Annotated in this window: 17 protein-coding genes and 1 pseudogene; 8 read left to right on the top strand and 10 right to left on the bottom strand. The window is 43.8% G+C overall.

Annotated features, from left to right (window positions below; translation table 11 throughout):
• Positions 1 to 275 precede the first annotated feature (275 nt).
• The gene (locus ACX5KA_RS03415; protein WP_167334061.1) at positions 276 to 443 is read right to left on the bottom strand and encodes a hypothetical protein; all 168 of its coding nucleotides are present in this window, start codon (positions 441 to 443) and stop codon (positions 276 to 278) included.
• A 247-nt stretch (positions 444 to 690) separates the two neighbouring features.
• Here ACX5KA_RS03415 and ACX5KA_RS03410 point away from each other — a divergent pair, with 247 nt between their 5' ends.
• Entirely contained in the window at positions 691 to 873 is a 183-nt protein-coding gene (locus tag ACX5KA_RS03410) for a hypothetical protein (protein WP_014976139.1), read from the top strand.
• 155 nt (positions 874 to 1028) lie between these two features.
• Here the strand turns inward: ACX5KA_RS03410 and ACX5KA_RS03405 are convergent, their stop codons facing one another.
• The gene (locus ACX5KA_RS03405; protein ID WP_458730408.1) at positions 1029 to 1580 is read right to left on the bottom strand and encodes a carboxymuconolactone decarboxylase family protein; all 552 of its coding nucleotides are present in this window, start codon (positions 1578 to 1580) and stop codon (positions 1029 to 1031) included.
• 149 nt (positions 1581 to 1729) lie between these two features.
• Between ACX5KA_RS03405 and ACX5KA_RS03400 the strand changes: the two genes are divergently transcribed.
• Positions 1730 to 2320, top strand: coding sequence for a TetR/AcrR family transcriptional regulator (locus ACX5KA_RS03400; RefSeq protein WP_458730407.1), 591 nt, complete (start codon positions 1730 to 1732; stop codon positions 2318 to 2320).
• A 77-nt stretch (positions 2321 to 2397) separates the two neighbouring features.
• Here the strand turns inward: ACX5KA_RS03400 and ACX5KA_RS03395 are convergent, their stop codons facing one another.
• The 3 genes from ACX5KA_RS03395 to ACX5KA_RS03385 all read right to left on the bottom strand — a co-directional run bounded on the left by ACX5KA_RS03395 (position 2398) and on the right by ACX5KA_RS03385 (position 4337).
• Positions 2398 to 2880: a hypothetical protein gene (locus tag ACX5KA_RS03395; protein WP_458730406.1), complete on the bottom strand. Its 483-nt coding sequence runs from the start codon at positions 2878 to 2880 to the stop codon at positions 2398 to 2400.
• Positions 2881 to 2961: 81 nt separating this feature from the next.
• Positions 2962 to 3138 carry a hypothetical protein gene (locus tag ACX5KA_RS03390; RefSeq protein WP_458730405.1) on the bottom strand — a complete coding sequence of 59 codons (177 nt, stop codon included), beginning with the start codon at positions 3136 to 3138 and terminating at the stop codon, positions 2962 to 2964.
• A complete protein-coding gene (locus tag ACX5KA_RS03385) occupies positions 3138 to 4337 on the bottom strand; it encodes an FAD-dependent monooxygenase (RefSeq protein WP_458730404.1) in 1200 nt (399 codons plus the stop codon). Before ACX5KA_RS03385 ends, ACX5KA_RS03390 begins: the two co-directional genes overlap by 1 nt.
• Positions 4338 to 4643: 306 nt before the next feature.
• Between ACX5KA_RS03385 and miaB the strand changes: the two genes are divergently transcribed.
• The 5 genes from miaB (at position 4644) to lnt (ending at position 10262) form a co-directional block, all read left to right on the top strand.
• The gene (gene miaB, locus ACX5KA_RS03380) at positions 4644 to 6077 is read left to right on the top strand and encodes a tRNA (N6-isopentenyl adenosine(37)-C2)-methylthiotransferase MiaB (RefSeq protein ID WP_156078169.1); all 1434 of its coding nucleotides are present in this window, start codon (positions 4644 to 4646) and stop codon (positions 6075 to 6077) included.
• Positions 6078 to 6106: 29 nt separating this feature from the next.
• Positions 6107 to 7189 carry a PhoH family protein gene (locus ACX5KA_RS03375; RefSeq protein WP_458730403.1) on the top strand — a complete coding sequence of 361 codons (1083 nt, stop codon included), beginning with the start codon at positions 6107 to 6109 and terminating at the stop codon, positions 7187 to 7189.
• Positions 7186 to 7662 carry an rRNA maturation RNase YbeY gene (gene ybeY / locus ACX5KA_RS03370; protein WP_458730402.1) on the top strand — a complete coding sequence of 159 codons (477 nt, stop codon included), beginning with the start codon at positions 7186 to 7188 and terminating at the stop codon, positions 7660 to 7662. Before ACX5KA_RS03375 ends, ybeY begins: the two co-directional genes overlap by 4 nt.
• A 116-nt stretch (positions 7663 to 7778) precedes the next feature.
• Entirely contained in the window at positions 7779 to 8636 is an 858-nt protein-coding gene (gene corC / locus ACX5KA_RS03365) for a CNNM family magnesium/cobalt transport protein CorC (RefSeq protein ID WP_458730401.1), read from the top strand.
• A 102-nt stretch (positions 8637 to 8738) separates the two neighbouring features.
• On the top strand, positions 8739 to 10262 hold the full coding sequence (gene lnt / locus ACX5KA_RS03360) for an apolipoprotein N-acyltransferase (protein WP_458730409.1): 1524 nt from the start codon (positions 8739 to 8741) through the stop codon (positions 10260 to 10262).
• A 1305-nt stretch (positions 10263 to 11567) separates the two neighbouring features.
• On the opposite strand, the gene pta is transcribed toward lnt, so the two are convergent.
• Positions 11568 to 13706 (bottom strand): phosphate acetyltransferase, encoded by a 2139-nt coding sequence (gene pta, locus ACX5KA_RS03355; RefSeq protein ID WP_458730400.1) that lies wholly within the window; start codon positions 13704 to 13706, stop codon positions 11568 to 11570.
• 50 nt (positions 13707 to 13756) lie between these two features.
• Positions 13757 to 14938, bottom strand: coding sequence for an acetate kinase (locus ACX5KA_RS03350; RefSeq protein ID WP_239246220.1), 1182 nt, complete (start codon positions 14936 to 14938; stop codon positions 13757 to 13759).
• A gap of 390 nt (positions 14939 to 15328) precedes the next feature.
• Here ACX5KA_RS03350 and ACX5KA_RS03345 point away from each other — a divergent pair, with 390 nt between their 5' ends.
• A complete protein-coding gene (locus tag ACX5KA_RS03345) occupies positions 15329 to 15778 on the top strand; it encodes an Hsp20 family protein (RefSeq protein WP_039216255.1) in 450 nt (149 codons plus the stop codon).
• 154 nt (positions 15779 to 15932) lie between these two features.
• Here the strand turns inward: ACX5KA_RS03345 and ACX5KA_RS03340 are convergent, their stop codons facing one another.
• From ACX5KA_RS03340 to ACX5KA_RS03330, 3 genes and pseudogenes are all read right to left on the bottom strand, one after another.
• On the bottom strand, positions 15933 to 16325 hold the full coding sequence (locus tag ACX5KA_RS03340; RefSeq protein WP_458730399.1) for a DUF3224 domain-containing protein: 393 nt from the start codon (positions 16323 to 16325) through the stop codon (positions 15933 to 15935).
• Positions 16326 to 16416: 91 nt separating this feature from the next.
• The gene (locus ACX5KA_RS03335) at positions 16417 to 16956 is read right to left on the bottom strand and encodes an NUDIX domain-containing protein (protein WP_458730398.1); all 540 of its coding nucleotides are present in this window, start codon (positions 16954 to 16956) and stop codon (positions 16417 to 16419) included.
• 72 nt (positions 16957 to 17028) lie between these two features.
• Positions 17029 to 17400, bottom strand: a pseudogene (locus ACX5KA_RS03330) (methyl-accepting chemotaxis protein); the annotation flags it as partial.

Here is a 17400-nt window from a genome sequence, read left to right as displayed (position 1 = left end):
GGCAGTTACACAAAATTAGTTACAGTCTCTACATCAAACAAAAAAGCGCTCCATTCAGAGCGCCTTTCATACTAATTTTTGCACCAAGGAATGCCAAATAGACACTTATGCTTTTTTAAGCTTCTTCTTAAGCTTTTTCAGCTTACCTTCTTGCTTAGAAATTTTCGCCTTAGTTGCTTTAATCGCTTTTTTTAACTCTTTTTTCTTAGCCATGATGTAAATCCTTATCTTTATTTGTAGTGTCCGCCTCACTCACATAACGTTTAGCAAAGCCGCTATTGATCGCCGTGTTTGGCAATGAATTCTCGAATAAAGTGCCTAACTTCACGAGCAGCAGAAGTGTCTAGGTCTTCGCATAACGCGATAAACTGGGCACGTTCTTCGTCGTTGATTCGAATAATCATCTGACTATTCTTTTTCTTCTTTTTGTTTTTTTCAGACACCTTAAATCCTTGCAAATACCAATACGTGCAGTATGTCGTTCAATGACAATCTGCAAGTACTACCACATTATTCGAATTTTAAATGTATATCCCATGTATATACATTTCAAGGTATTCTGAACTTTTCATCCTCATTTTTCATAAAAGCGTAATGCTAGCGTCACATTAGTGACTTCAGGCTAAGCCAAAGTAATTCCAATAAAAATGGAAGCAACGAACTTACGTAAAATCAAAAGTGAAGTAGACCATGACACAAACACAATCTATAACTCACCTATCGTGTTTCATCGAAGCAGTGGCTATCGCTAAACAAAATAAATGCAGTAATTGCGACGATTTGAAAACACTGTTGCAGCAAAAGGGATACGAAGAGTTAGTTGCAATGGAAACCGTAGAAGAATTAAGCCCGCAGCTGCCCTTAGCGTCTTAATAGTCGTATTTTGAATAGGAAAATGCTGTTTGCGCTTTTTATCTACACACTGTGTAGCTTACTGCTATTCAGTTTTTGCGAGATTGCTCGCAAGCGTTTAAGCCAGCAACAAAAAACGGAAGCCTTGCTTCCGTTTTAAAAGAGCTATCAAATGATTATTTAGGCGACCAATCAAATTTTTTGAAAGGTTCGTCTACAGGCGTATCGGCCAAATGATTGGTATAATTACTCATCATTTTTTGCGCCAATATAAGTATGATTTCTAACAACTGCTGATGCTTGTAACCAGCGCTGTAAAATGCGTCAAGCTGCGCATTATCAACATTACCTCGCCCGCGAGTTACAGCCAGCACAGTTTCTTTAAGCATATTCAATTTGCTGTCAGACAGTGTTTCATCGTTTCGCAACGCTTCAATTAGGTCATCGCGCACTTTCATACTCTTAGCAATACCCGTATGCGCTGGAACGCAGTAATGACACGCGTGCTCTACATTCACTGCCTGCCAAACCACCGTTAACTCTTCTGCATTGAACGATGTTTCTTGCGCTAGTTTATGCAGCACTTGATAGCCTTCAAGCAAAGTCGGCGCTTCTGCCATTACTGCATGTAGATTTGGAATCATTCCAAATGCTGCTTGCGAATTATCAAGTAAAGGCTTCGCTGCTTCTGGCGCACTCTCTTTCGTGTGTAAAGTAAAATCGCTCATGTCACTCTCCTATTGATGTGATCAAAAACTGCAAGCAACGCTTTGCGCTACTTACAGCTCGTATGCCAATAATAATAGGTTTACTTGAACGATCGTTCACGTGATAATTGAACATATGTTCAAAACATTCACGTATAAGGTATGCAGCGATGAGATATGACCACGATGAGATTATAGAAAAAGCCACTACGCTTTTTTGGCAGCGAGGCTTTCAGGCGGCTGGCATGCGTGATATTCAGCAGGCATTGGATATGCGCCCGGGTAGTATTTATGCGCGCTTTCAAAGCAAAGAAGGCTTATTCAAACTTGTTGTTGAGCATTATGCTGACAACAGTGCAAAGCGTTTAAAGCAAGTCACAGAAGCTCGATCGCCTTTAGATGCTCTTTACCACTTTTTTGAAACAGCATTAACTGGTCCCGACGAGCAACGCTACATGCGCCAGTGCTTGCTGGTTAAGTCTATTGCAGAATTAGAACTCATTGGTGATATTGCCAAAAAAGCTGTACTTGAGAGCATGCAAACCCTCAAGGCTGGTTTTAGAAATATTATTGAAGCCTGTATCGAAAAAGGTGAGCTGCCTGAATATACGCCAACGTCAACAGCCGCAGAGTGGCTTCAAAATCAGTTCGTTGGCTTACGAGCGTTTGCCTTACTGCAAGACGATAATCAAACAACTATTAAGATGATAGACAAAGTCATTATCGATTTGAAAGGACAATGGCCACAACAAACACATTAATGTAGATGAAGGCTTACAAAAACTGACGCAGCGCATTTCATGAAAATTGCCGTGAAACCAGTTGGATGAGCCCTGGTTTACTTAACTAAGCGGCTCGGAATAAACCGATTAAACCAAGTGGAAAAACCATTTTTGTCCGTTTTCAGATTAACGTAGGCTCGCTTTACCTCAACCCACTGTTCCTGGTCAACAGTCACTTTACCATCAGCAAACGGTACATATAGCTGATCGCCTTCAAAGTGGGTTCTAAATTCTAAGTAAAAGTCGCCGTGTAACTCCTCAAGTAAGGTATCGGACTCCCCCAACCCGTTGGGGAGGAAGTAATGAAATCGAGTGAGAATAAGGCTTCCTTCGGCACTTAACTGGTAACTGCCTGTATAGCCATCCCAGCAGGCAGACATCACCTCAACCTTTTCAGGGTCAGGTTTACTTTTCAACTGATAAAAGTGTTTTTCACCTTCGTCTGCTGGATGCCCTTGCCAAATATAATAAAGGCTATAGCCTTTTAGATTAACCCACGGACATTGATTGGAGAACCCTTGCGAAAATTGTACGGTCATTCCTTTGAACCTTTGAAAAAGTGAATTGATTTGAGTTCGGCAAGTGGCTAGATTTTGTGACTTTTTAAACCTAAGCAGCAGCTAAGAGAACAGTAACCGCAACAACTGGGCGATAAGCAAAATCCCCATTAAGGGCCAAATCCACTTAGCCCATTTCGCAGCATCCTCGTTACTGATTCGCATTTTAGAACGCTCTATAAGCGATATAATCAATGCCAGTGCACCAAACAATACCGCCAGTAAAATTAACACTTCCATTATCGCAACCCTATCGCATACTTGAGCACTTCTTGTTTAGCAGGCTCTATACGCTGCGCCACAGAAAGAAGCTGATTTCTCATCCATTTTATGGGGGCAACGTCATTGCTAAACAAGGTATAAAAACCATCCATTGCCGTCATCATCACCAAGTTATCTCGTTTACGAGGCCTCTCATAGTTGCTAATAAGCCTGTGCGAAAATGCGTTGTCGTTTCCTGATAATAAGCTGTCGCTGCCATTAGGTTTAAACTCTGAACTTACAGAAAGAAACGCTTCTACGTCTTTAAACCCTAAGTTAACACCCTGCCCAGCAAGGGGATTGATGGTGTGTGCTGCATCACCAACCAACGTACAACAGCCTTTCACATAATGATTGGCATGAGAACGGGTAAGCGGAAAAATCGCTTTATCAATAACTGAAAAGCTATTGCCATTTCTGGTCAATTCGTCTGGAAACGTTTTAAGAATTTCACTTTCAAGTTGGTTTGCTTTTAAACTTTTAATCCGTTTGAGTTCGTCAGGCGAGTCATACCAAACTAGCGAAGCGTAGTTATCAAACATAGGTAAAAAGGCTTTAGGGCCACTCGATGTAAACTGTTGCCAGGTTACAGGTTCAACGGCGTTCTCCATCTTTATAGTGATCCCCATCGCCTGCTGCGCATATTGCCAACCTGTGGTGCCAATGCCCGCCGCCTTTCTTACCTGAGAGTTTGCACCATCGGCGCCAACAAGCCATTTGGCTTCAATGGTTCTGCCATTCGAAAGACTGACCTTAGCCGTATTCGTTAAGTGAATATCTTGCACCGATTGTCCGGTAATGAGCTCAACATTGTCAAACTGCTTTAATGCGTGGTGGCACCCCAGTTGCAATAATCGGTTTTCCACAAAAAAGCCTAATTGGGGCATGTCGATACTTTGTGCGGTAAAGTCTGTTCGATGGGCTGGGTCGTCCCACACGCTAAGACCAGTGTATGGTTTTACGCGCATGGCGGCAATGTGGTCCCATGCGCCAAGGGCTTTTAGTAGAGTCACCGATGCTTCGCTGATAGCTGAAACCCTTAAGTCTGGCCCCTTCTCGGGGTTAAAAGGTTCCGGTAAATACGGCTCTATTACCGCTACTCTAAACTGCTGTTGAGCAAGCCCCAACGCAAGCGCCGCACCGACCATACCGCCGCCATTTATACAAAAATCGACCATTAATTCTCCTTAAAACACGCAGTTGCATTATGTCTTAAAACACAAAGCACTGTGAAGTAAAACGTAGAACCGGCTTGCCCTAGATCAATTCTTAACGAATCGTCTCAAGATACTGGGAATATGCTTGCATAACAGGTAAAATATGCGGCTATTTTGAACATCTTCCTGTAACTGACATTATCAGTGTTTTTTTACGTGGTGATTTAAGCGCCTCACGTAAAACAACATTCTGGCAGCCACCTTTTCTAAACAACGGTGAAACTGCTCTCACTTACAGGAACACTAACAGGTTATCGAATAGTTGTTATGACTAAAAAGCTGTATATCAAAACCTGGGGCTGCCAAATGAACGAGTATGACTCGGAGAAAATGGCAGACTTACTAGACTCAACACATGGCTACAGTGCTGCTGAAAGTGCTGAAGAAGCCGATGTTATCTTGCTTAACACCTGCTCTATTCGTGAAAAAGCACAGGAAAAGGTGTTCCACCAGCTAGGACGTTGGAAAACACTTAAGCAAGATAAACCTGAACTTATTATTGGTGTGGGCGGCTGTGTAGCCTCACAAGAAGGCGATACCATTCGTCAGCGTGCACCGTTCGTAGACTTAGTATTCGGTCCACAAACACTGCATCGTTTGCCTGAAATGATCAACGAACTTCAGGGCGGCGCAAAGTCAGTGATTGACGTTAGCTTCCCGGAAATTGAAAAATTTGACCGTTTGCCTGAACCACGTGCTGAAGGTCCAACGGCGTTCGTTTCAATCATGGAAGGCTGTTCAAAATACTGCACATTCTGTGTTGTGCCTTACACCCGCGGTGAAGAAGTAAGCCGTCCTGTTGACGACGTGTTGCTTGAAATCGCTCAGCTTGCAGGTCAAGGCGTGCGTGAAGTCAATCTTCTAGGTCAAAACGTTAACGCGTATCGCGGTGAAAATTACGACGGTACAATTTGTCGTTTCTCTGAGCTGCTTGAATTGGTAGCGGCCATCGACGGTATCGACAGAATTCGTTACACCACCTCACACCCGGTTGAATTTACTGATGACATTATAGAAGCATACGCGTCTATTCCGGAGTTAGTAGACCACCTCCATTTGCCTGTTCAAAGCGGCTCTGACCGTATATTGAACTTGATGAAGCGTGGCCATACAGCAATCGAATACAAGTCTAAAATGCGTAAGCTGAAGAAAATTCGCCCGAACATTAGTTTGTCGAGCGACTTCATTATTGGTTTCCCAGGTGAAACAGATGCCGACTTTGAAGCCACCATGGATTTGATTCAGGCTGTCGATTACGACCTTAGCTTCAGCTTTATTTACAGTGCTCGCCCGGGTACGCCTGCTGCCGACGCAGTAGATGACGTAAGTGAAGAAACTAAGAAGCAACGTCTTCACCTACTACAGCAGCGTATTACGCAACAGGCCCTTCGTATTGCTCGTCACATGGTTGGCACAGAGCAGCGTATTTTGGTTGAAGGTCCGTCAAAGAAAAACCCAATGGAGCTTTCGGGACGTACTGAAAATAACCGTGTAGTGAACTTTGAAGGTACGCCTGACATGATTGGCGAATTCGTTGACGTGAACATCACTGACGTATTCACTAACTCACTACGTGGTGAAGTTGTGCGCAGAGAGAGCGAAATGGGCTTGCGTGTTGCCGTTTCGCCCCAATCTATCATGGCAAAGCATCAGGCAGATTTGCCCGATGAGCTTGGCGTGGGTCAATTTAACCCAGCCTAAACACATTTTATAGCGAGGAAAAAAGTAGCTTGAGTACATTGGTTAGTAACGAATTTGAATTAGAACCGGCAGATAGCAAACGTTTGTCGAGTTTATGTGGCCCCTTTGATGACAACATTAAACAAATTGAGCGCAGGTTAGGCGTAGAGATTACCTACCGCAATAACGCATTCAAGGTGTTGGGTGAACCGCAGCAAATAAAAAGTGCCAGCGAATTACTTAAGCTTCTTTACATAGAAACTCAGCCTATTAAGGGCCGTATTCCCGAGCTAGAAGCAGAACAAGTTCATCTTGCCATTCAAGAAGCCCGCGTTATTGAAAAAGACGCAACCGGCGGCTACGGCAAAGAAGTCAATATTAAGACCAAGCGCGGTGTGATTAAGCCGCGCAATCCTAACCAAGCGCAATATGTGGCGAACATTGTAAACCACGATATTACTTTTGGTATTGGACCTGCTGGTACGGGTAAAACCTACCTAGCCGTCGCTGCTGCTGTGGACGCTCTTGAGCGACAAGAAATTCGCCGCATTTTGCTTACCCGCCCTGCGGTAGAAGCGGGTGAAAAGCTCGGTTTCTTGCCCGGCGACCTTTCACAAAAAGTTGACCCTTACCTTCGTCCGCTTTACGACGCCCTATTTGAAATGTTGGGCTTCGAGAAAGTAGAAAAGCTTATGGAACGCAACGTCATTGAAGTTGCACCGCTGGCCTATATGCGCGGTCGAACACTCAACGACGCCTTTATTATTTTAGATGAAAGCCAGAACACCACGGTAGAGCAAATGAAAATGTTCTTAACCCGTATTGGCTTTAATTCGAAAGCGGTAATAACTGGCGACATCACACAGGTAGACTTACCTCGCGGTGCAAAATCAGGTCTTCGTCATGCTATTGAAGTGTTAAGTGAAGTGGATGACATTTCATTTAACTTCTTTAACGCTGAAGACGTGGTGCGCCACCCTGTGGTTGCACGTATTGTTAGAGCCTATGAAGTGCACGACGCTGAGCAAGAACGCCTTCGCAAAGCACGTAAAGAAGAAGCGTTACGACTTCAACGTGAGCAGGCTTCTCAAAACGATAGCTCGACGCAAACGAAAGACGACAACGCATCATGACCGCCATTATTGATGTACAGCAAGCGTTTGAAGGTGACGAGGCCATTTTGTCGGCCATTCCCTCACCTTCGGAACTTGAGCTTTGGGCTAACGCCGTGCTCAAGTACGAAGGGTTAACAGAGCAAGAAGTGACCATTCGCTTTACTGACGAAGCCGAAAGTCAAAGCCTTAACCATGAATACAGAGGGAAAGATAAACCAACAAACGTGCTTTCGTTTCCCTTTGAAGCGCCTCCCGGCGTTGAAATCAACTTATTAGGCGACCTCGTTATCTGTGCGCCAGTTATAAGCCGCGAAGCCGAAGAACAGCAGAAAAGAGTTAGCGACCACTACGCGCACATGACGGTTCACGGGCTATTGCATTTAATGGGTTACGACCATATTGATGATGCGGAAGCTGAGGAAATGGAAAGCAAAGAGATTGATATTCTTGCGCACCTTGGCATTGCTAATCCTTACGAATCTATTGATTAACAATTCAATATAAACCATTGTTAGTTAAGTACTTTAACACTTAATAACAATAAAACATTGACGACCAGCGAGAACCATTTTAACGTTGGCGTTGAACTAACAATTAAACGGACATTATGAGCGACGATAATCCTCACTCTACCAACGGCTCATCAGGCAAGAGTTGGTTAGATAAACTAAAAAATTCAATTTCTGGCGAGCCGAGAAGTAAAGAAGAGTTAGTATCGGTTATTACTGATGCTGAACAGAACGAAATCATAGACCCACAAACCCGCGAAATGATTGAAGGGGTTATTGGGGTAAATGAAATGCGAGTGAGAGATATTATGATCCCTCGCGCTCAAATGACCACTATAGATGTAGAGAAGAAGGTAGAAGAATTCCTGCCTTTAATGCTTGAATCTGCTCACTCCCGTTTCCCCGTTATTAGTGAAGATAAAGACCATATCGAAGGTATTTTGCTTGCAAAAGACCTTCTTGCATTTGCTTTTAACGCAGAAAAAGAATTCAATTTAAAAGATATCCTACGCCCTGCGGTTATTGTTCCAGAGAGCAAACGCGTGGACGTTTTGCTTAAGGAATTCCGCCAACAGCGCTATCACATGGCTATTGTTGTAGACGAATACGGCGGCGTGTCCGGCCTGGTCACTATTGAAGATATTCTTGAGATCATCGTGGGTGAAATTGAAGATGAGTACGATACCGAAGAAGACGGAACCGATGATATTCGCCCATTAAATAAGTCGACATACTCGGTTAAAGCCTTAACCCCAGTTGATGATTTTAATGAGTTCTTTGAGACCAAGTTTAGCGAAGAGGAAGCCGATACCATTGGTGGCATTGTGCTAAAAGCCTTTGGCCATATGCCTGAAACTAACGATGAAATCACCATCGGCGATGTTCAGTTTAAAGTGACTAACTCTGATAAACGTCGGCTTATACAACTTAAGGTTTCAGTGCCTTCACTGGAATAGCGAAGTCACCAAAATAGCACTTATTTCAGCACGGGGGAGCACAAACTTATAAGTGCTTACCCTGTGAATATAAATTCTATCAACCACCATCAGATGACTTCTATGCTGAAACGGTTTATCCCCCACTTTCTTCTTGTGTTAAGCGGTGCAAGTTTAACGCTCGCTTTTGCCCCATTTAACATGTGGCTTTTAACTATTCCTGCCCTCGCACTTGCTATACGTCAAGTTATCAAGCTGGAGCATCGCCCGTTTTTAGCCGGGTGGTTATTTGGTGCAGGTTGGTTTGGGGCTGGAATAAGCTGGGTACACGTAAGTATCGCCGACTTTGGTGGACTACCGCTTATCGGCTCTATCGCCTTAATGTCATTACTTTGTAGTTACTTAGCGCTATATCCAGCGCTTGCCACCAAGTTCACTGCCAAGTATTTTTCACCTCAGCTGTGGCCCATGGCACTTCCCTTTTTCTGGATTGTAGCTGAGTGGCTTAGAAGCTGGATGTTAAGTGGTTTTCCATGGCTATCGTTAGGCTACAGCCAGTTAGAAAGCCCGCTGTCTGGCTTTGCACCTATTATTGGCGAAACGGGAATAAGCGCGCTTATCGTTATTAGTGCTACGCTATTTGCGTTAATACATAATAAACGAACTTTTGCCAACGCAGTGCTGGTTGCACTGTGCTTATTTACCAGTGGCTATCTGCTTAAACAACATACTTGGGTTACACCAAACAAAACTTATTCTGTAGGCATGGCGCAGGGAAATATTGCGCAAAGTTTACGTTGGGTGCCGGAGCAAGATGGCCCAACCATGGACACCTATTGGAATTTAACCGAAAGCTTGTGGGATAACGACCTGATTATCTGGCCAGAAGCGGCTGTTCCTAAGCTTGAGCCTTTGGCACAACCTTATCTTGCTAAAGTTAATGAAAGAGCCTTTCAAGAGAACACCGCACTTATTACCGGCATTGTTAACTATAACTGGGAAACCGACGAAGCGTGGAACAACCTCATTGTGCTAGGTAAACGCACGCCAGATGCTACGTATCCTGATTACCAATACTTCCACAATAACCGTTTTTCGAAGCACCACCTGTTACCTGTAGGTGAGTTTGTTCCTTTTGAAGATTGGCTTCGCCCACTCGCCCCCCTTTTCGACTTGCCTATGTCGTCATTCTCTCGCGGTGACTATCAGCAGGCGAATCTTGTAGGTAATGGCATTCACCTAGCACCTGCTATCTGTTTTGAAATTGCGTTTCCTCACCAAGTAATGGCAAATGTATATGAAGATACAGACATGATCATTACCGTGAGCAACGATGCGTGGTTTGGCCACTCCCATGGCCCAGCTCAGCATTTGCAAATAGCACAAATGCGCGCGCTTGAGTTGGGTCGCCCTGTTGTTAGGGCAACAAACAACGGTATTACGGCCTTTATAAACCACCAAGGCGAGGTGACAACACGCTTGCCACAATTCGAAGCGGCAAGCATTACCGCCCCGGTAATGGCCACAACCGGGTTTACGCCGTACTATCACCTACAAGATTTAGGGGTATGGATAATTGTTATTATGCTTCTGTTTGCGGCAGTAGTTTTGAAAAGTCGACGCGCGAGTAATTTGGACAGTGAATAAAAACTAAAACGCTGCCGTTTGGCAGTGTTTTTTATGTTTTGCCTTTTTGTTCACTATACCAGTGTTGCTTCTGCCATTGAATCGACCAGAATTCTCTAGACACTTATTTTGCTTTTAAATGTTCTCCCAGCAAATAGTAATAGAAGCGAAATGAGAAACATCAAAAGGGTGCTTGGTTTAACACCTTTCTCTAGCACTCCATAAACAGGATAAACAGCTGGATAAAAAACTTTCACCTTCTTGCCAGCCCCGTATTTCTTTAGCTCTTCCACGCTAAACGTTCTATTTTTAAGTTGGAGCCTCGAATTGAGTGAAACGATATCTGAAACATACTGAATGTCGTCAACGCTGTAAGTGAACTCTATTTGTGCTTCATCAACATAGCTATTTCCAGTCCTCACTCTAACTCTATCGGACGACAAAACTACCCCTTCAGTCTCAGTAAAAAAATAAGACGCTATACCTGCCAACACCCCATAAGTAGAAAGAGGTAGAAGAAACAAATTGAGGAACAAGCATGCTGTATAGAGCTTTTTATACTTAACCATCTTCTTAAAAAATAAGTTAATTAATCAGGGGCCGTGAAGCCAGAGTCGACCACGCCATGGTTTCTTTATCTAAGAATGGCGTTAAAAATGCAATTATTTTTCGTTTTAGGCAACTGTTCTTGGATACAACAAATTTGTTGTATAAAAGCCTGCTTTGCCTCTTGAGCCGTTCAATATGCAGCTTTTTTGTTAAACCACATATTCGTTCTTACTCTTGCTTTGCCCCAAGACTAATTGCATTAGGCCGCTAAAAAGTCAGTAAGTAAGCCAGCAACTAACTAAATAATTACTTGAATACCAGTATCGGTATAGGTTGCCTTCATACTTATTATGTCGGGTAATGCCATTACGCAAAACATGAAAGCCGCGTAAAGCAGCTCCATTTTCAGGCACGAAGTGTGAAACCACCTCCATATTGGAAATGCTATGGTAAGCAACAAAATGCTTGTGATATTCCACAAACAAGGAATGATGTTATGACAACTCTGGCAAACATGCTCAAACCAACATCCAAAGGCGTTTCTTTTCGACCATAGCAAGCCGTTGTGAATGGTATTGCGGTGCAGGCAAGGCACATACTGCTTTTCCATTAGGGGAGAATCACTTTGTTTATCAATCAGCGAGACTTTAGGTATGCGCTGGCCAAGGACGAGTTCGTTAAACACTTAAATTCGAAAAGCATTCAGTAAACATTAAAACAAGGGCACCACTACTGGACGCCCTTGAGTTTACATTAAACATAAGTACCGACAAAAATTTAATTACCCGCGGCCTGTATTGCTGTTAGTGCTATGGTAAAGACAATATCATCAACCAGCGCACCACGACTCAAATCGTTTACTGGTTTTCTCATTCCCTGAAGCATTGGGCCAATGCACACTAAGTCGAAGCTACGCTGCACCGCTTTATAAGTCGTGTTACCCGTATTTAAATCTGGGAAAACGAATACGTTTGCTTTACCCGCAACCGGGCTGTTTGGTGCCTTGCTCCTACCTACACTTTCAATGGCCGCAGCATCGTATTGAAGCGGGCCGTCGATAAGTAAATCAGGGCGCAGCTCTTGCGCAATTTTAGTCGCCTCACGCACTTTTTCTACGTCGCTGCCTGCACCTGACGAGCCTGTACTGTAGCTGATCATAGCTACTCGTGGCTCAATGCCAAACATCTGCGCCGATTCAGCAGACTGAATGGCTATGTCGGCTAGCTGCTGTGCGTTGGGGTCAGGGTTGATTGCACAGTCGCCGTAAACCAAAACTTGATCAGGCAGTAGCATGAAAAATACTGACGATACTAACGAGGCGTTTTCAGCTGTTTTAATTAACTGTAGCGCCGGGCGAATAGTGTTCGCAGTGGTATTGACTGCACCTGATACTAATCCGTCTACGTCATCCTGCTGAAGCATCATTGTGCCTAAAGTCACGTTGTCTTCTAGTAACTCTTTAGCAACTACTTCAGTAACGCCTTTATGACCGCGCAGTGCCACTAAACCTTCGACATAGTCATCTTTTATCTCACCAGGAGAAAGTATTTCTACTCCATCGCTCAGTACTACACCTTGCTGCTCTGCTATACGGCGAATCTCTGTTTCATCGCCAATAAGTACTGGGCGCGCTAAACCACGCTTAGCACAGATAGAAGCCGCAACAACGGTCCTTGGCTCATTACCTTCAGGTAGCACAATGCGTTTATTTACCTGTCTTGCACGGTTAGTAAGATAGAAGCGAAATGCTGACGGTGATAGCTTTTTCTGGCGAGAAACTTTTTGCGTTAGTGAATTAACCCAACTCGCGTCTAAACTCTCCGCCGTGTGAACCATCACTTTCTCAATACGCTGGCTGTCATCAACCGGTACTTCTTGATTGAACGCGTGAAGTGCTTGGGCTGTTTGCCATGTATTTGAGTTTACAAGCATGACAGGCAGGCCCGTTTCCATGGCTTGGCTGCACAGCGCCATAATGTTTTCATCGGGCTGATAGCCACCAGTAAGTAGAAGCGCGCCTAGCTTAGTGCCGTTTAACGCCGCTAAACAGCACGACACAAAAACATCGTTGCGATCGCCTGACATCACAAGTAGTGCACCTGGCCTCAAGGTGTGGGTCATATTGTGAATTTCGCGCGCGCAAAAAGTGACGCTACTTAAACGTCGCTCAGCCAACTCGCCTTCGTTAAGCAAAATGGCATTAAGGTGCTTTGCAACGTCGGTAGCGCGAGGAGACACTAAATCAGCACTCCAGTCGATGGTGCCAAGTAAACTCAACCCTTTCTTGAAAATAGGTAAGTCGCGCAGCGCCTGTGTACGTTCTTCGTCGTGCTCTGGCGCTTCTATAGCACCGATATCGGCACGAAGTCGACCATGTTCATCAAAAGGCGCGTTAACCTTATTGAAGATACAGCCAACTACTTTTTGACTTTTGTGGCCGCCATAGGTGTCTACAACGATTTCAAGACGGTGATTAATATCCGTGGTCGGCTCATTACTTGGCACCGCCACGAAGACGATGTCTGCATCAAGTGCACGACTAATTTCTAAATTGAGGCGCTCGGCATAAGGATGATGTCGCGTGGTTACTAGCCCTTCAATAACCGTCACCGCATCATGAACACTTTTTTCTTCAAAGCGCTCAATGATCTCTTCTAAAAGCTCATCGGTGTTGTCGCTACTGATCATTCGCTCAACGTATTCAAGTCCGAACGGTTCGATTGGCGATACGCTGGCGTGATGCGCAATTATTGCGGTAGAACGCTCTTCCCCGTTGTCACCTTTGCGCGGTTGCGCCACGGGTTTAAAGAAGTTGAGCTTTATGCCTTGTTCTTCGATAGCACGAACAAGACCCATGCTGACCGTAGTTAGGCCCACACTGGTACCTACGGGGATCAACATAATTTTGCGAGACATAGTTACTCCTGCTATTGCCAACACCTACGCATTGGCATTGCTAATTGAATTTAAGCGAAGGTTGCAGCTTCAGCCGCAATTACCCATTCTTCATTAGTTGGTACAACATATACGGCGGTTGATGATTTATCGGTGGTTATCTTGCCACCTCGACCAAATCGCGCGTCGGTATTTCTTTGCTCATTTAGGCTAATTCCGAAGTGAGCGAAATACCCCATAGTCGTTTCTCGAATAAGCGACGAGTTTTCTCCGATACCACCGGTGAAGACGATAGCGTCTAGTGTTGGCACGGCTACCATATAACCTGCAATGTACTTTGCTAAGCGATAACAGAAAATTTCAATTGCCAGTAATGCACCTTCATGGCCTTCAAGCGCTGCATCTTCAAGAGTTCTGCAGTCGTTACTTAGCTCTGAAATACCGAGCAAACCAGACTGCTTGTTTAATAAGTCGCTGATTTCATCTGCTGTCTTCCCAAGCTTTTTCTGCAAAGTGCCAGGCAGGCTTGGATCTAAATCACCACAGCGTGTGCCCATGACTAAGCCTTCAAGGGGAATGAACCCAAGACTTGTGTCTACCGCTACACCCTTTTCTATCGCCGATACACTGCAGCCATTGCCTAAATGCGCGCTGATTATGCTGGTATCTGAAACTGGCTTTTCAAGTATTTTTGCCATGCTATCAAGTATGAACTTGTGGCTGGTACCGTGGAAGCCGTAACGTCTAATGCCGTGCTCACGATAAAGCGACATAGGCAACGCATAGATAAAGGCTTTTTTTGGTAATGTTTGGAAGAAAGACGTGTCAAAAACGACTACGTGAGGCAGGTCAGGGTAAGCCTCTTGCGCCGTGACGATCCCCTTTAGGTTCGCCATATTATGAAGCGGAGCCATGCTTGCATAATCTTCAATTGCTTCGAGTACGCTATCATCGACAAGTGCAGCCTGCTTAAACTTTTCACCACCATGAACAACACGGTGCCCTATTGCGATAGGCTTAACGCCCGTACTAGCGATAACTTCTGAAATTGCGCTTAACGCTTCGGTATGGCCAGCTTTTTCAGGTAGTGCGCGTTTTTCTTTTTTGCCGTTTAACTTGTAAGACAAACTAGCATCACTATTACCTAGTGCTTCAGCAATACCAGACAGTCCAGCCTCTCCAGTGTCAGCGTCAATTATCGCGAACTTTACGGACGAACTGCCGCAATTTAAAACTATAACTTCTTTCTTCATTTTTTAAATTTACAAATAAAAGTGGTAAGACATTTTGCTTAACCAAATTGTAGCATTTATAAACAACCGGATTGGTTAAACAATTGCTAAATGTTTTATAAAAATTATCGCATACACTTATTTTCTATAGGGTTTTATAGCAAACTTTCGCTAACTCACGGCGTTCAATCTCTACCAAAGAAATTTTCATCAAATATAATTTATTTTTTTCAATAACTTAGATTAAATATGCAATTATTTTCTAAAAAATTCACCTTTCTTCCTTGAAAAGTATTTAGGCCATTCCTATATATGTTTTGTCGGCGCTGAAAGGTCAGGTCGACAAAACCGCCGCCGCAAAGTCGGGGCATTTAAATTTTAAACATATTGCTTAATTTTGAGGATATGACTATGCGTACTATCGATCTATCTCCACTTTATCGTTCATTCATTGGTTCTGATCACCTAGCATCACTTATAGATGCGGCATCTCGTGCTGAGAAGCAAAGCACTTACCCGCCATACAATATTGAGTTACTTGGCGACGACAAATACCGTGTAACCATGGCCATTGCAGGCTTTAGCAAAGACGACGTATCAATTCAGGTTGAAGAGAACACGTTGACCATTACTGGCACGAAGAAAACGGAAGCGGAAAATAAAGAAAACACAGAGCGTAAGTTCTTACACAAAGGCATTTCAGAGCGTAACTTTGAGCGTAAATTCCAGCTTGGCGACCATGTAAAAGTACTGGCCGCGGATATGGAAAATGGCCTATTACATATCGATATGGAGCGAGTCATTCCTGAAGCCAAGAAGCCTCGTCAAATAGAAATTGGCTCTCGTTTACTTGAGAACTAATAAGTAGTTTCTTGGTTTGTTTCCCAACTTTTAGCGGCGCCTTACGGCGCCGTTTTTTGTTTTTGAAATTGATACATTTCGTTGTTTAAACATCCATAGGATTGGCCAACTAAGAAGTCAGCATGGGTATTCATGTAATATCGCTTTTAAGAACCTACCTTTCATTCAACTCGATGACGTATTCTGCTTTACCAGACTCTCCCGACTTAAAGTGACCCGTAATTGATTTCCCAACTAACTCACCGGTAGCCGAGCCGTCTATGGAAGCGAATTCACTACTCGCAACGCCATTTTCGAACATACCAATATGTTGAAAAGTTACAGTTCCTCTTAAACCATTTATAACACCAATAAAATTTTCAAAGCCTGTGAATTTTGCAGACGAGGGCGCCTGATAAGACATCAAAAATTCAATAGTTGATTCTCCAACCATGCTGCCTGTATAAGACTGCTCGATGCTTGCATGAGATGTTTTTATCCCTTCTGATTTTTCTATAAGTATTTCTTCATTCCATTTTAAAATGGAAAAGCTTCCCTCGAAGGCCATGGCGTTCTCTTTATAATTGTCAGTAAACCTAAGTCGGTAAACCCTAGCTTGTCAGTCATAATAAAACAGCCAGCAAATTGTAACAGAGTGTTTATATAAGCCCTTTAAGCATTGCTAAACCCACTGCGTTGCAAGTGCTCGCATCTTTAATATCACCGCTGATTATTTTTTCTTTTAGTTCGGTAAACGTAATAGACACAACGCGCAGGTCTTCTTCCTCTTCGTCGAGCTTCTGTTTACCTTGAGTAAGTCCTTTCGCTACGTATATATGATAACCCTGGTCGCAAAACCCATAGGCTAAGTATTGGAAGCCTACGTACTCCATCGAATCTGCGATTAACCCAGTCTCTTCCTCAAGTTCACCCTTTGCGAGTTCAATAGGATCAGCGTCCGGATTCGCCTCCCAAGCGCCCTGCGGTAGCTCAAGCTGACGCTGTTTAATGGTATAGCGGTATTGCTCAACCATGAAAACCGTATCGCCTTGGATAGGTAAGATAATGGCGAAATCTGGCTTCTCCACCACACCGTATATACCTTCATTCCCGCTAGCTCGACGTATCTTGTCTTCCCTTACCCGAAGCCATTTGTTCTCATAAACTATTTTTGAATGAAGTGTTTCAATGTCTGCCATTATCGTCCTTATCAGTGCATTCAAGTGCTTTAATAACGTTACTCGACAGACATAGTGGGCGATGAAAATTGCTCAGTCAATTGTGAAATTAGCGATAGTTCGGTTGAGAACCAAGTTATTCTCTTTCATTAAATTGGATAATTTTGATAACGCTTGGGCTAACTCGACTTCATGCTTTGCTGCAGCTTCAACGTCAACAATGTCTTTTGCTACTTCTTGTGTGGTAACTGACTGCTGTTCTGCCGCCGCAGACATGTTGTTGGCCATAAGCTCAACGTTAGATGCGGCATCTTTTACCTTTCTTGCTGTTTCTCGCCCTTTGCCAGTAATTTCAACTGACTGATTCACTGCCAACGCATTTTTATTAACGTCCTGCACAACCACCAAACTTGCTTGCTGAAGCGCCGTAAGCAGTGTAAGCGTCATTAAATCGACCTCTATTTT

It is taken from the genome of Alteromonas alvinellae, from assembly GCF_902705805.1.
Note: the sequence above shows the minus strand (reverse complement) of the source record. Positions and strands in the feature narration are given on the sequence as shown.